12 protein-coding genes and 1 pseudogene are annotated in these 14,695 nt (G+C 60.6%); 7 read left to right on the top strand and 6 right to left on the bottom strand.

Translation table 11 applies throughout. The features are described from left to right. Positions 1–13 precede the first annotated feature (13 nt). Entirely contained in the window at positions 14–3,148 is a 3,135-nt protein-coding gene (locus AB4N82_RS06405; protein ID WP_095183747.1) for a CusA/CzcA family heavy metal efflux RND transporter, read from the top strand. Positions 3,149–4,196: 1,048 nt separating this feature from the next. Here the strand turns inward: AB4N82_RS06405 and AB4N82_RS06400 are convergent. The 4 genes from AB4N82_RS06400 to AB4N82_RS06385 form a co-directional block, all read right to left on the bottom strand. Continuing rightward, positions 4,197–4,352: a hypothetical protein gene (locus AB4N82_RS06400; protein ID WP_163033159.1), complete on the bottom strand. Its 156-nt coding sequence runs from the start codon at positions 4,350–4,352 to the stop codon at positions 4,197–4,199. A gap of 33 nt (positions 4,353–4,385) precedes the next feature. Continuing rightward, positions 4,386–5,771 carry a heavy metal sensor histidine kinase gene (locus AB4N82_RS06395; protein ID WP_460104709.1) on the bottom strand — a complete coding sequence of 462 codons (1,386 nt, stop codon included), beginning with the start codon at positions 5,769–5,771 and terminating at the stop codon, positions 4,386–4,388. Beyond that, positions 5,768–6,442, bottom strand: a complete 675-nt coding sequence (locus AB4N82_RS06390; protein ID WP_032886055.1) for a heavy metal response regulator transcription factor — start codon at positions 6,440–6,442, stop codon at positions 5,768–5,770. Before AB4N82_RS06390 ends, AB4N82_RS06395 begins: the two co-directional genes overlap by 4 nt. Before the next feature lie 340 nt (positions 6,443–6,782). Continuing rightward, positions 6,783–8,102: an OprD family porin gene (locus AB4N82_RS06385; protein WP_122752358.1), complete on the bottom strand. Its 1,320-nt coding sequence runs from the start codon at positions 8,100–8,102 to the stop codon at positions 6,783–6,785. 225 nt (positions 8,103–8,327) lie between these two features. Between AB4N82_RS06385 and AB4N82_RS06380 the strand changes: the two genes are divergently transcribed. From AB4N82_RS06380 to AB4N82_RS06365, 4 genes and pseudogenes are all read left to right on the top strand, one after another. Then, complete coding sequence (locus tag AB4N82_RS06380; RefSeq protein ID WP_032886058.1) at positions 8,328–8,660, top strand: DUF2790 domain-containing protein; 333 nt, start codon at positions 8,328–8,330, stop codon at positions 8,658–8,660. A 108-nt stretch (positions 8,661–8,768) separates the two neighbouring features. Beyond that, a pseudogene (locus tag AB4N82_RS06375) lies at positions 8,769–9,542 on the top strand (PAS domain-containing protein); the annotation flags it as partial. Between the two features lie 111 nt (positions 9,543–9,653). Further along, entirely contained in the window at positions 9,654–10,085 is a 432-nt protein-coding gene (locus AB4N82_RS06370) for a methyl-accepting chemotaxis protein (protein ID WP_371926554.1), read from the top strand. A gap of 60 nt (positions 10,086–10,145) precedes the next feature. After that, positions 10,146–10,721 (top strand): flavin reductase family protein, encoded by a 576-nt coding sequence (locus tag AB4N82_RS06365; RefSeq protein WP_095183750.1) that lies wholly within the window; start codon positions 10,146–10,148, stop codon positions 10,719–10,721. 3 nt (positions 10,722–10,724) lie between these two features. Here the strand turns inward: AB4N82_RS06365 and AB4N82_RS06360 are convergent, their stop codons facing one another. Then, positions 10,725–11,609, bottom strand: a complete 885-nt coding sequence (locus tag AB4N82_RS06360) for a LysR family transcriptional regulator (protein ID WP_032886062.1) — start codon at positions 11,607–11,609, stop codon at positions 10,725–10,727. A 122-nt stretch (positions 11,610–11,731) separates the two neighbouring features. Between AB4N82_RS06360 and AB4N82_RS06355 the strand changes: the two genes are divergently transcribed. Next, positions 11,732–13,078: an MFS transporter gene (locus AB4N82_RS06355; protein ID WP_099601914.1), complete on the top strand. Its 1,347-nt coding sequence runs from the start codon at positions 11,732–11,734 to the stop codon at positions 13,076–13,078. Positions 13,079–13,100: 22 nt separating this feature from the next. On the opposite strand, the gene AB4N82_RS06350 is transcribed toward AB4N82_RS06355, so the two are convergent. Then, entirely contained in the window at positions 13,101–13,910 is an 810-nt protein-coding gene (locus tag AB4N82_RS06350) for an AraC family transcriptional regulator (RefSeq protein WP_122764703.1), read from the bottom strand. Positions 13,911–14,046: 136 nt separating this feature from the next. Here AB4N82_RS06350 and AB4N82_RS06345 point away from each other — a divergent pair, with 136 nt between their 5' ends. After that, complete coding sequence (locus AB4N82_RS06345) at positions 14,047–14,685, top strand: LysE family transporter (protein WP_095183754.1); 639 nt, start codon at positions 14,047–14,049, stop codon at positions 14,683–14,685. The last annotated feature ends 10 nt before the right edge of the window (positions 14,686–14,695 follow it).

Here is a 14,695-nt window from a genome sequence, read left to right as displayed (position 1 = left end):
CGAGTGATTCCCCATGTTTGAGCGCCTTATCCAATTCGCCATTGAGCAGCGCATCATCGTGCTGCTGGCGGTGCTGTTGATGGCCGGTGTCGGCATCGCCAGCTATCAGAAATTGCCCATAGACGCGGTGCCTGACATCACCAACGTGCAGGTACAGATCAACTCGGCGGCGGCTGGTTTCTCGCCATTGGAAACCGAGCAGCGCATTACTTTTCCCATCGAAACTGCGATGGCCGGTCTGCCGGGTTTGCAGCAGACGCGTTCGCTGTCGCGCTCCGGCTTGTCCCAGGTCACGGTGATTTTCAAGGACGGCACCGATCTGTTCTTCGCCCGTCAATTGGTCAACGAACGCTTGCAAGTCGCGCGCGAGCAATTGCCCAGCGGCATCGAAACGGCGATGGGACCGATCTCCACCGGGCTTGGGGAAATCTTCCTGTGGACCGTGGAAGCCAAGGACGGCGCGCTCAAGGACGACGGCACGCCTTACACGCCGACGGACCTGCGGGTGATCCAGGACTGGATTATCAAGCCGCAACTGCGCAACGTGCCCGGCGTGGCCGAGATCAACACCATCGGCGGCTTTGCCAAGGAATACCAGATCGCCCCAGATCCAAAGCGTTTGGCGGCCTACAACCTGACTTTGAACGATCTCGTCACTGCGCTGGAGCGCAACAACGCCAACGTCGGCGCCGGTTATATCGAGCGCAGTGGCGAGCAACTGCTGATCCGCGCACCGGGGCAATTGGCGTCCATTGATGACATCGCCAATATCGTCATCACGTCTGCGGACGGCACGCCGATTCGCGTGCGTAATGTGGCCCAGGTCGAGATCGGCCGTGAACTGCGCACTGGCGCCGCCACGGAAAACGGCCGTGAAGTGGTGCTGGGCACGGTGTTTATGTTGATCGGCGAAAACAGCCGCAGCGTGTCCCAGGCCGTGGCGAAAAAACTCGAAGACATCAACCGCTCGCTGCCCGAAGGCGTGGTGGCGGTGACGGTCTACGACCGCACCAACCTCGTCGAAAAAGCCATTGCCACGGTAAAGAAGAACCTCTTTGAGGGGGCGCTGTTGGTGGTCGCGGTGCTGTTTCTGTTCCTGGGCAATATCCGGGCGGCGTTGATCACCGCGATGGTGATTCCCCTGGCGATGCTGTTCACCTTCACCGGCATGTTCACCAACAAAGTCAGCGCCAACCTGATGAGCCTCGGCGCGCTGGACTTCGGCATTATCGTCGACGGCGCGGTGGTGATCGTCGAGAACGCCATCCGCCGCCTGGCCCACGCGCAACAGCGCCACGGTCGTCTGTTGACCCGCAGCGAGCGCCTGCACGAAGTGTTCGCCGCCGCCAAGGAGGCAAGGCGTGCGTTGATCTTTGGGCAGTTGATCATCATGGTCGTCTACCTGCCGATCTTCGCCCTCACCGGTGTGGCCGGGAAGATGTTCCACCCCATGGCCTTCACTGTCGTGATCGCCCTGCTGGGCGCGATGATTCTGTCGGTGACCTTCGTACCGGCGGCGATTGCGCTGTTTGTCACCGGCAAGGTCAAGGAAGAGGAAAACCTGGTGATGCGCAGCGCACGCCGGGTCTACGCGCCGGTGCTGGATTGGGTGATGACGCGCCGTCCGCTGGTGTTCGGTCTGGCGCTGCTGACCATCGTCGGTTCGGGCGCGGTGGCCAGCCGCATGGGCAGTGAATTTATCCCCAGCCTTAGCGAGGGCGATTTCGCCCAACAGGCCCTGCGTGTGCCCGGCACCAGCCTCACGCAATCGGTGCAGATGCAGCAGCAGCTTGAGAAAGTATTGATGGCCCAGGTGCCGGAAATCGAGCGGGTGTTTGCGCGCACCGGTACCGCAGAAATCGCCTCTGACCCGATGCCGCCGAATATTTCCGACAGCTACGTGATGCTTAAACCCAAGGACCAATGGCCCGATCCGGACAAAACCCGCGAAACGCTGATTGCGGACATTCAGCGCGCCAGTGCGATCGTGCCAGGCAGCGCGTATGAACTGTCGCAACCGATCCAACTGCGCTTCAACGAGCTGATCTCCGGGGTACGCAGTGATGTGGCGGTCAAGGTGTTTGGCGATGACATGGCGGTGTTGAACAAGACCGCCGGGGAAATCGCCGAGACCTTGCAGAAGCTCGATGGGGCCTCGGAAGTGAAGGTGGAACAGACCTCCGGTTTGCCGGTGCTGACCATCAATATCGACCGCGACAAGGCTGCGCGTTTTGGCCTGAATGTCGGTGATGTGCAGGACACTATTGCGGTGGCCGTCGGTGGGCGCCAGGCCGGTACGTTGTATGAAGGCGACCGCCGTTTTGACATGGTTGTGCGTTTGTCCGACGCCCTGCGCACCGATATCGACGGCCTGTCGCGGCTGCTGATCCCGGTGCCGGCGCTGGCCTCCGGGCAACTGGGTTTTATTGCCTTGTCCCAAGTTGCCAGCCTGGACTTGGTGCTCGGTCCGAATCAGATCAGCCGCGAGAACGGCAAGCGCCTGGTGATCGTCAGCGCCAACGTGCGTGGGCGCGATATTGGTTCGTTTGTGGCAGAGGCCGAAGCGGCCATCACCGATCAGGTGAAAGTACCGGCGGGATACTGGACCACCTGGGGCGGCCAGTTCGAACAGCTCAAGGAAGCCTCCGAGCGCTTGCGCATCGTGGTGCCGGTGGCGTTGCTGCTGGTGTTCGGCTTGCTGTTTATGATGTTCAACAACCTCAAGGACGGGCTGCTGGTGTTTACCGGCATTCCGTTCGCGTTAACGGGTGGGATCATGGCCTTGTGGCTGCGGGATATTCCTCTGTCGATCTCGGCAGGGGTGGGCTTTATCGCGTTGTCCGGTGTGGCGGTGCTCAATGGCCTGGTGATGATTGCGTTTATCCGCAACCTGCGCGAGGAAGGGCGCTCATTGTCGGTGGCGATCAACGAAGGCGCTCTGACCCGACTGCGCCCAGTGTTGATGACCGCACTGGTGGCGTCCCTCGGATTTATCCCCATGGCCCTGGCCACCGGCACCGGGGCCGAGGTGCAACGGCCGCTGGCGACAGTGGTGATCGGGGGGATTATTTCTTCGACGTTGCTGACCTTGCTGGTGTTGCCGGCGTTGTACCAGTGGGCGCATCGCAAGGAAGAGGGCAATGGTTGAAGTAGTTGAAGCGGGGTTTCTGTGGTGTCTGTGGTGAGCGGGCTTGCCCCGCGCCGGGCTGCGAAGCGGCCCTAATCCGGCTACCGGGGTTTTTAAGACAAACCGCAGCGCCTGTTTTTGGGGCTGCTTCGCAGCCCAGCGCGGGGCAAGCCCGCTCACCACAATAATTCCGCTCGGCACAATAAGTGCGGTGACCACAATAATCTCGATGCCACAACAAGTGCGGTGACCACAATAAGCTTGATCGCCACAACAAGTGCGGTGACCAAAATAAGCCCGATCACGTTGCTGTCCTTGCTGGTGTTGCCGGCGTTGTACCAGTGGGCGCATCGCAAGGAAGAGGGCAATGGTTGAGGTGGTTGAAGTGGGGCTTCTGCGGTGTCTGTGGTGAGCGGGCTTGCCCCGCGCTGGGCTGCGAAGCGGCCCCAATCCTGCTACCGAGTTTTTCAAGACAAACCGCAGCGCCTGTTTTCAGGGCTGCTTCGCAGCCCAGCGCGGGGCAAGCCCGCTCACCACAATAATCCCGCTCGGCACAACAAGTGCGGTGACCAAAATAAACCCGATCACGTTGCTGACCTTGTTGGTGGTGCCGGCGTTTTACCAGTGGGCGCATCGCAAGGAAGAGGGCAATGTTTGAAGTAGTTGAAGCGGGGCTTCTGTAGTGTCTGTGGTGAGCGGGCTTGCCCCGCGCTGGGCTGCGAAGCGGCCCTAATCCAGCCACCGAGGTTTTTAAGACAAACCGCAGCGTCTGTTTTCAGGGCTGCTTCGCAGCCCAGCGCGGGGCAAGCCCGCTCACCACAATAATCCCGCTCGGCACAACAAGTGCGGTGATCACAATAATCTCGATGCCACAACAAGTGCGGTGACCAAAATAAGCCCGATTACGTTGCTGTCCTTGCTGGTGTTGCCGGCGTTGTACCAGTGAGCGCATCGCAAGGAAGAGAGCAATGGTTGAGGTGGTTGAAGTGGGGCTTCTGTGGTGTCTGTGGTGAGCGGGCTTGCCCCGCGCTGGGCTGCGAAGCGGCCCTAATCCGGCTACCGAGGTTTTTTAGACAAACCGCAGCGCCTGTTTTTGGGGCTGCTTCGCAGCCCAGCGCGGGGCAAGCCCGCTCACCACAATAATCCCGCTCGACACAATAAGTGCGGTGATCACAATAAGCTCGATCGGCACAACAAGTGCGGTGACCACAATAAGCCCGGTCACCACAACAAGCCTGATCACTAAAAAACGGCGTGTTCAAGGAAGGGGAAACACCAGTCTGAACCGCGTAAAGCACCCTGGTTGGCTGCTGACGTCGGCGTGCCCTTGGTGCAGGTGCATGATCGATTGCACGATGGCCAGTCCCAACCCGGTGCCGCCTTCGGCGCGGGTGCGACTGCTGTCGGCGCGGTAGAAACGTTCGAACAAGTGCGGCAGGTGCTGCGTTTCGATGCCTCGGCCGGGATTGCCCACCGACAGCGCCACGCTCTGGTCGTAGGTTTCCACCAGCAGCAACACGCTGGCGCCGCTGGGCGTGTGGCGGATCGCGTTGGACAGCAGGTTAGAGATGGCGCGCTGGATCATCAGGCGATCCCCGTTCACCCACGCGTCGCCGCGCAGGCTCAGGGTGACCTGCTTGTCCTCGGCACTCAGGGAGAACAGTTCGATCACCCGCTGCGCTTCGTCCCCCAGTGACACCGCGCCAAACCCGGCCCGTGCCGCCGGGTGGCTGACCTGGGCAAGAAACAGCATGTCGGAGACGATGCGCGACAGGCGTTCCATTTCCTCGGTGCAGGATTCCAGCCCGGCTTTGTATTCGTCCGAAGGGCGCTTGCGGGACAGGGTCACTTGGGCCTTGCCCATCAGGTTGGTCAACGGCGCGCGCAGTTCGTGGGCCAGGTCGTCGGAGAATTGCGACAGCTGCTGCACCCCGGCATCGAGGCGATTGAGCATCACGTTGAAACCTTGTGCCAACTCGCCCAGTTCCTTGGGCAGGTTATCCACAGACAACCGATGGGTCAGGTCCTGGGTGGTGACTTGGGCCGCCACATGGCTGAACTGCTTCAATGGCGCCAAGCCGCGTTGCACCAGCCACCAGGCGCCCATGCCGATCAGGATCAACAACAACGGCAAGGCGATCACGGTGGAGCGCAGGTAGGCGCTGAGTAACGCTTCATCGTCGGAGCGGTCCAGCGACAGCAATACCCGCACATACTCGCCGCCGCGCAAGGGCATCACGTGGGTGGCGGTGAGGATGCGATTGTCGCGACCGTCCACCCAATTCACGTAGGCCAGGTTTTTGCCGGCGGGGGCGTCGAGCAACAGCGGCTGCTGAGGTTTGGCGCCGACGCTGAGCAGCACCGGCGCGTCAGGCTGGGTGCCGGTGATGGTCAGGTAGATGTTGTCGTGGCCCATCACCAAGTCCAGCAACGAGTGAGGGCGGGCGGCGATGTCGTGGGGTTTTAAATCCTGGCGCAGGCTGTGTTCCAACTGCTCCATCTTGTTTTCCAGGCCTTTGCGCGCGAGGTTTTCCAATTCGTGGGTCAGGGCCAGGTAGGCGAGGGTGGCGAGCAGTACGACCAGCCCCGCGCCCATCAGGCTGACCGTCAGGCCCAGGCGCATCGATAGGCTGCTGGTCTTCATTGGCGCGCTTCCAGCACATAACCCACGCCGCGAATGGTGTGGATCAGCTTGACCTCGCTCTGGTCATCGACCTTGCCGCGCAGGCGGCTGATGGAGACTTCCACTACGTTGGTGTCGCAATCGAAGTTCATGTCCCACACCAGGGAAATAATCTGCGTGCGGGTCATCACCTCGCCCGTCTGGCGCATCAGCACATGCAGCAGGGCGAACTCCTTGGTGGTCAGGTCGATGCGCCGGTTGCCGCGATAGGCACGATGCCGGCGTGGGTCCAACTCCAGGTCCGAGACGCGCAGCACCTCCGGCAGCGGGATATGTTCACTGCGCCGCAGCAGGGTGCGCACGCGGGCGAGCAACTCGGGAAATTCGAAGGGTTTGACCAGGTAATCGTCGGCGCCCATGTCCAGGCCCTTGATCTTATCGGCCAGGCGCCCGCGCGCTGTGAGCATCATCACGCGCTGATTGCCCTCACGGCGCAGTTGCTCCAGCACTTCCCAACCGTCGGTGTTGGGCAGGTTGACGTCGAGGATCACCAGTTCATAGGTGTTTTGCCTGGCCAGGTGCAGACCGTCGATGCCGCTGGCGGCGCAGTCGACGACGTAACCGCTTTCGGTCAGGCCTTGCTGCAAGTAATCGGCGGTTTTCTGCTCGTCCTCAACCACAAGGATACGCATGGGGATTTACCTTCAAGGAAACGAAAGGAGATGGCCTCATAGAGGCTCTGAGGGATCTATAGGAAAACTCTGAAGCCTGAAGTAGCTTTAGGGTCAAGGCAGCCCAGGCCGCTGCGACGATTCGTCGCTGAACACACGCACAAAAAAAACGCCCCAGATGGGGCGTAAAAATTCATCTCTGTTCCAAAGGAGCTACACAAAAGCTGCAGAGATGAAGTGTGTTCGATGTGCAGTATAAAAAGTGCAACTTAACGAGAAGGTGGGGCCGATATTACAGTTCTGACAGACTTCAACTTGTGAACAGATGTACGGCATCGGCAACTGAATGTAAGTGGAACACCTAGAGCACGGCCAACGGATACTCGATAATCATGCGAACTTCTTCCAGGTCCGACTCGAACGCACTTGAACGCACGGTGGCCTGGCGTAGCCTGAGCGACAGATCTTTCAAGTTGCCACTTTGCACCACGTACTTGGCTTCGATATCCCGCTCCCATCGGCGTTGATCGGTGAGCGGATCGCCGGCTGAATCGCGGCGCATGTACACCGCGTTGGCGTTGCTGTAATCGGCGCCGGTGCCTTTGGCGTAGCGGGTCATGAACGACAGGCCGGGGATGCCGAAGGCCTGCATGTCCAGGTCATAGCGAACCATCCACGAGCGTTCCTTGGGCGAGTTGAAGTCGCTGTACTGGATCGAGTTGTTGAGGAAGATCGAGTCCGAGTTGCGCAGGTAGTCGAAGTCGTCATCGCCGTTGTTGCGTTGATGGGACACGGCCAGGCTGTGGGCGCCGACCTTCACGCCGAGTCGGGCGCTCCAGATGGTGTTATCGAACTCACCGAGCAGTTTTTTACCTTCGTCCACAGCCTTATAGACGTTGACGTCGCCGAACAACGAGACGTCGTCGCTCAGCGGGTAACTGGCCGCGCTGCCCGCGTAATACTGGTTCCACGCGTCTTTGAGTCGGCTGCTATAGAGGCTTAGGCTGAGGTGTTTGTTGAGCTGGTAATCGCCGCCGCCATAGGCGATCCAGGGCGAGTCCACGGGGCCTGCGTAAAACGTTGCAAAGCCTTTGTTCATGCCGCTTTCAGCCGGTTGGCTCATGCCGCTCAGGCGCCCGCCCTGCAAGGTCAGGCCTTCCAGGCTGGTGTTCTGTGCGGTCACGCCACGGAAGCTTTCCGGCAGCACCCGTGAATCGCCGTAGGCCACCACCGGCGTAAGCGGGAACACGTCGCCGGCCTTGATCACCGTGTCCAATACGCGCAATTTCGCCGCTCCGCCCACTTTGCTGTAGCTGTCTTCGGGATGGTTGTTGCTGTCCACCGGCAGCACGCCGAACGAGCCCTTGCCGCCGCTGCGGCCGGTGCCCGAGTCGAGCTTCACGCCGACCATGGCGAAGGCGTCCAAGCCAAACCCCACGGTGCCCTGGGTAAAGCCAGACTCGAATTTACCGATCAAACCCTGGGCCCAGGCTTCCGAATAACCATTGCCGGTCGGGCTGGATTGGCCCTTGCGATCATCGCGATTGAAGTAAAAATTGCGCGCCAGCACGTTCAGGCTGCTGCCTTCGATAAACCCTTCGGGCGTGTCTTCAACCGCTACCGCCGCCAGGGGTAAAGCGGCGCACAGTGATAGGGGAAGGGTGTAATAACGGATCTGCATGTTTCGCTCCTCGGTATTGGCAGTTATCAGCTTCTTATGGAGGTGGGCGTTCTTATTGATTTGGCCCGGGCTGATAGTTGCAAACCGTGGATAACGATTGGATGGCTTGAACATTACAATTCTGGAAACTCCCCGCCGCCTAACAAATAAGTAATGTTCTAGTGAACATCGTGACAGGGTGGGTTGGTTAGTCTCGGCACTGAACTTTCAGTCGAGGAATTAACCATGAACTTTTATCGCATTGGCTTGGGTGTATTGATCGCTACGTTGTCATTCGGGGCACTGGCCGAAGGCGGCGGTGACCGCACCTTTGACCGAATGATGGAGCGCAATGAAAAAGCCATGGCCGCCTACGCGGAGAAAAACGGCAAACCCGCGCCCCAGGTGCAGGTGTATCGCTATGGCATGGACCTGGACATTGCCAAGGTGGTCAACGTCACACCGCCGATCCGCGCCTGTAACCCTGTGCCCTCGCGCATGACCTATGAGGACTCCAGCGGAACACTCACTACCTTGGAATATCAAGTCATGGGCGTGTGTCGAAATAACGGCAGTTAATGGCGTCAAAAAAAAGAGTCGAGAATGGCACTAAAGTACGCTTCAGAAAGGTTCCGCAGGGCCGATGCATGTCAGATCTTTCTTTCTCCATTTGACCATCGGTGACCAATGTTCAACACCCGTTTGAAGCAGGAGCTGTCGGCTCTTCGCGAAGAATTGTCCAGCTTGCAGCAGGTTAAGGAGAGCCTGGAAAGCGAAATGTTGTGCCTGACGCTGGACGCCGAAGGTCGGGTGGAATGGGCGAATGCCAATTTCCTGCAGGAGCTGGCTTACCAGTCGAGCAATATTGTGGGGCGCCCCATCGAAGATTTGGTGCCAGTTCATGTACGCAGGGATGAGTTCCAGCAGCGCTTCAACAACGCACTGCGACGTGGCGAGCACTTCGCTGGCACTGTGCGGTTGATGCGTGGCAATGGCCTGGAAGTGTGGCTGCGCTCGATCGTGCAGCCGGTGCGCAGTTCCGATGGGCGCATCAAGCATTTTTCGATTTACGCCAGCGACCTGACCCGCACCATCGAAGCATCGCGCGAGCATGAAAACCTGATTACTGCACTGGTGCGTTCCACCGCTGTGATCGAGTTCGACCTGGGCGGCCATGTGCTCACCGCGAATGATCGGTTCCTCGGCGGCATGGGTTACAGCCTGGCGCAGATCCAGGGCAAACATCACCGTATGTTCTGTGAGCCGCAGGAGTACAACAGCGCCGAGTACCAGAACTTCTGGAATCGTCTGAACAACGGTGAGTTCGTCGCCGCTCGCTTCAAGCGTGTGGACAGCCGTGGGCATGTGGTGTGGTTGGAAGCTACCTACAACCCGGTGATGGACGCCAATGAACGCCTGTACAAAGTGGTCAAGTTCGCTACGGTGATCACCGATCAGGTCAACCGTGAACAAACGGTGGCCGACGCCGCGAACATTGCGTACACCACCTCCCTGCAAACCGACAACAGCGCCCAACGCGGCACCACGGTGGTGACTCAGGCGGTGGAAGTGATGCGCGATCTGGCTACGCACATGCAACAGGCCGGTGAAGGCATTGAGGCGCTGAACGCGCAATCCCAGGTGATAGGCACCATCGTCAAGACCATCAGCGGCATCGCCGAGCAGACCAACTTGCTGGCGCTCAACGCGGCCATCGAGGCGGCGCGCGCTGGCGAGCAGGGCCGCGGTTTTGCGGTAGTGGCCGATGAGGTCCGCCAGTTGGCGTCGCGTACCAGCAAAGCCACCGAGGAAATCGTCGGTGTGGTGCGTCAGAACCAGGACATGGCCCGCGATGCGGTAGCCCTGATGACCGACGGCCGTCTGCAAGCCGAGCAAGGTCTGGCCCTGGCGGCGGAAGCGGGCACGGTGATTGTGGAGATCCAGGACGGCGCACAGAAGGTGGTCAGCGCTGTGGGGCAATTCGCTAACCAACTGTCGACCTGACCCGTAGGGCTCATGCTTGAGGTATCGTAGGTTTTTTCCGTTTAGAAGAGCCGATCCTCCATGAGCCCTGCCCACTGCCGCCCCGTTCCGCTGTCCAAGGCCTATCGCTTGCTCAACCACGGCCCGACCGTGCTGGTCAGTGCGGCCCACAACGGCCAGCGCAATATCATGGCGGCGGCCTGGGCCATGCCGCTGGACTTCGAACCGCCGAAAGTCGCTGTGGTGCTGGACAAGGCCACCTGGACCCGTCAGCTGTTGGAAGGCGCCGGCACGTTCGTGCTGCAGGTGCCCTGCGCGGCCCAGGCCGATCTGGTTCAGACAGTCGGCAATACCACCGGCACCGAGCGCGACAAGTTCGCCACGTATGGCTTGCAAACCTTCAGCGGTGAACACACCGATGCGCCCTTGCTGGAAGGCTGCGTAGCCTGGCTGGAATGTCGCCTGCTTCCCGAACCCCACAACCAGCAGACCTATGACCTGTTCCTCGGCGAAGTGGTCGCGGCCTATGCCGACGAGCGGGTGTTCAGTGAAGGCCACTGGCACTTTGAAGGTCATGATGAGTTGCGCACTTTGCACCATGTAGCCGGCGGTAATTTCCTGAGCATCGGCCAGCCGATTGTGGGGCGGCAGCTCTAAGCCTCACCAGCGTGCGTTTGCCAGCGCCTCGGCAAACGCCATCAATTTTGGCGAGTACTGCCGGGATGGCGGGTAGACCAACGAGATGCCCCGGCTGCGCCCGGCGACTGTCTCCAATACTGGCACCAGGCGTCCTGTGGCCAGGTCATCCCGCACGGCGAAATCCATTACCTGGGCAATGCCAAAGCCTCCCACGGCGCCGTCGACCATCGCATCACCGATATCAAAGATCAGCCGCCCCTCGACACTGACGTCCTGCACTTTGCCGTCGATCATGAATTGCCAATCCACCATACGGCCGGTACGTAAGTTGCGCACGGTGAGGCAGTGGTGGTCCTTGAGTTCATCAATTGTCTGCGGAGTACCAAAGCGCGCCAGATAGGCGGGTGCGGCAACGGTGATCCATCGCAGGGGTGCCAGGTTGCGGGCGATCAGGCGTTGGTCCTGGATTTCTCCGGTGCGCAACAACGCGTCGAAGCCTTCATCGACGATATCCACCAGGCGGTCGGTCATTACGGCTTCGATGCGCAACTCGGGGTAACGCAAGGTCAACTCGCCGATGACCGGCATCACCACCTTGCGGCCGAACAATGAAGGTGTACTGATTTTTAACAGGCCCGATGGGCTGCAGCGACGGTCGAGCATCAGCTTTTCGGTTTCGGCCAGTTCCGCCAGCAGCGGCGCGCTGCGCTCGTAGAGCATCTGGCCATCGGGGGTCAGGCTGACGCTGCGCGTATTACGTTGCAGCAGGCGCACGCCCAATTCGTTTTCCAGGCGTGAGATGGCGCGGGACAGGCCCGACTGAGTGAGCCCCAGATCACCCGCCGCACGGGTAAAACTGCGGGCTTCGGCCACGCGGACCAGCAGGCGAACAGCATTCAGATCCATGATTAAAGTCATTACTGAAAGAGTGGTAGGGCTATTTATCACTTGGCCCGCATAAAAGACACTGGCGGCACTTCATTTTCGGACAGGACGCTGTGATGTCTCCCTCACGACCTTCAGGCTGGATGCTGGCGTTACTGGCCACCGCTCAGTTGATCATCGCCCTTGATGCCACCATCGTATTTGTGGCGCTGCCGCAGATCGGCACTCACTTGGATTTCTCTGCCCAGCAATTGCAGTGGGTGGTCAGTGCCTACAGCGTAGCGTTTGGCGGTTTCTTGTTGCTGGGTGGCCGCGCCACTGACTTGTTGGGCAAGCGCCGCCTGTATCGCGTTGGCCAGTCGCTGTATGCGCTGTCGTCGCTGGCGGCAGTGGTCGGCGGCAGCGCGGTGTTACTGGTGTTGGCGCGAGCAGTGCAGGGCGTGGGCGGCGCGCTGTTGTTCCCGGCGACCCTGGCGTTGATCAACACCCACTACGCCGAAGGTCCGGCACGCAACCGTGCGTTCGCGGTATGGAGCGCAGCGTCAGCCGCGGGGTTGGCGCTCGGCGCCTTGCTCGGCGGTGTGCTGACCCAGGTGTGGGGTTGGGAGGCGGTGTTTCTGGTCAACGTGCCGTTGGCTGGCGGTTGTGCATGGGCGGCGCGTTATTGGATTCCTGCCGATGGCGCGCGGGCCCACGGCCGTAATTTCGATATCAGCGGCGCGCTGACCGTGACCGTCGGCGGTACGTTGCTGGTGTTTTCCCTGGTGCAAGGCCCCGAGTGGGGCTGGGCGGCACCGTCGACCCTCGGTTGTATCGCCTTGGCTGTGGCATTGCTGGGGCTGTTCGCCTGGATTGAACATCGCGGCCGCGATCCGCTGATGCCGCTGCGCTTGCTGGCTTATCGAGAATTGCGCATGGCCATGGTACTGACGGCAGTGTTCATGAGCAGCTTTGGCGTGCAGTACTACTTCCTGGCGCTGTATTACCAGCAGGTCTACGGCTACAGCGTGTTGCAAGCGGGCTTGGCGTTTTTGCCGGCAACCTTGGTGTGCACATTTGGCATCTGGCTAGCGGAACGCTCGATGGCGCGGCTGGGGCTGCGCAACACCTTGGTCAGCGGGCAATTGGCCGGCGCGGTGGGGATTGCGCTGGTGTGTTGGGCATTGCCCACCGGGGTGGGATTCTGGTCGCTGCTGCCGGGGATTTTCATCCTGAGCATTGGCCAGGGCATGACGTGGACGGCGATGTGGGTGGCAGCCGGGCTAGGCATCCGTCCTGGGGAGCAGGGCGTGGCGGCGGGGATGGCGTCTACCAGCCAGCAGATTGGTGGCGCGTTGGGGTTGGCGGTGTTGGTGTCGGTGGCCAATGCGGGTGGGATCGAGTTGGCGTTGTGGTGGAGTGCGGCGATTGCGCTGGTGGGAGCGGTGTTGGTGCTGGCGCTGAAAGAGCGCCATCCCATGTCGAACTCATCACAGCAAGCCCACATTTAGAGTGCATGTTTACAACGCTGACTCAGCGCCCGAGCATCTTCACCCACCGGGACGGCGGCATGCCGTAGGTGCTGCGAAACTGCCGGGTCATGTGGCTCTGGTCGGTGAAGCCGGCGATCAGCGCGGCGTCCACCAGCGACTGTCCCTGCGCCAGCAGACTGCGCACCAGGTCCAGGCGGCGCATCGTCAGGTAGCGGTAGGGGCTGGTGCCGAACAGCACGCGAAAATCCCGCGACAATGCCCAGCGGTCGCGGCCAGCGTGATCAGCGATTTCGTCCAGGGTGATGCTGCGGCCCAGGGTGCTGTGGATAAACTCCCGGGCACGCTCGGCGGCTACGTAATCGAAGGTCTTACGGCTGACGATCGCCCCCGACGCATTGTTGAGCGCATGGGCCAGGTCGAACATCGCGTCCTGTTCCTGCAACGGGTCAATCGGATGATCGAGGTTCTGCAGCAGCACTTCGCTGGCGCGGAACAGCCTTGGGTCAGTGGATAAACCACTGGGGATAAACGGCAGCGGCTTGCCGCCGAGTATCTGCTGAATCAGTGACGGCTCCACGTAGATCATCCGGTACTTGAAGCCTTCGTCGCTGCCAGCGTGGCCGTCGTGGGTCTCGTCGGGATGAAGCACCATGGTCGTGCCGGGCAGGCTGTGGATCATGTCGCCGCGGTAGTGAAAACTCTGCACGCCAGACAAGGTACGCCCGATGGCGTAGGTGTCATGGCGATGGGGGTCGAACGCAAAGCCCGCAAAGTACGCCTCGATACGATCCAGGCCGCTGGCATGCGGGGCGCGGTGCAGCCAGTCGAGAGTGTGGCTAGGGTTGCCCATGGTGGCGTGTCACAAGAAGAGATGGAAATACGTTAACCCAGTCTGCAACCCTTGTCTGCCGGGGTCTTGTACGATTGTGCAGGCGATTGGCGAGGTCTATGCTCCTTGCTCGTCCCTGCGCTGATGGAGCTGCCCAATGGAAGTTATCAACCCCGCCTACGTGGCTCCCCTGGTCTCGCTGGCCCTGCTGTGGACGGTGGCGGTGGTCACGCCTGGGCCCAACTTCTTCAACACGGCACAGTTGGCTGCCAGTTGTTCGCGCCGCCATGGCGTGGTGGCTTCGGCGGGCGTGTCCACCGGCACGATCATGTGGGGGCTGGCGGGTGGCCTGGGCATCAAATCGCTGTTTACCGCTGCGCCCATGTTGTACCTGGCGTTCAAGATCATCGGCGGCTGCTACCTGATTTACCTGGGGCTGAAACTGTTCAAGCGCTCGGCACCGGCGATGGGCCAGAGCCTATTGCCGGATGACACGCGACGTTCGCTGTTTTCCGCGTGGCGCCTGGGGTTGTTGGGCAACCTGTCTAATCCCAAGGCCGCGTTGTTCGTCGCCACCATCTTCGCCTCCACCATGCCGCCGTCTCCGTCGCCGATGCTGCTGACCCTGGCGGTGATCACCATGGCCAGCTTGTCGTTCAGTTGGTATTCCTGCGTGGCGTTGGTGTTTTCAAGTGCGCGCATGGCCAACCTCTACAGTCGCTCACGCAAATGGCTCGATCGTTTTGCCGGTGGTTGCTACGTGTTGTTCGGCGCACATCTGGTAGCGAATCGCTGACCGCCCGTGG

Source organism: Pseudomonas sp. H1_D04 (assembly GCF_054683855.1).
Note: the sequence above shows the minus strand (reverse complement) of the source record. Positions and strands in the feature narration are given on the sequence as shown.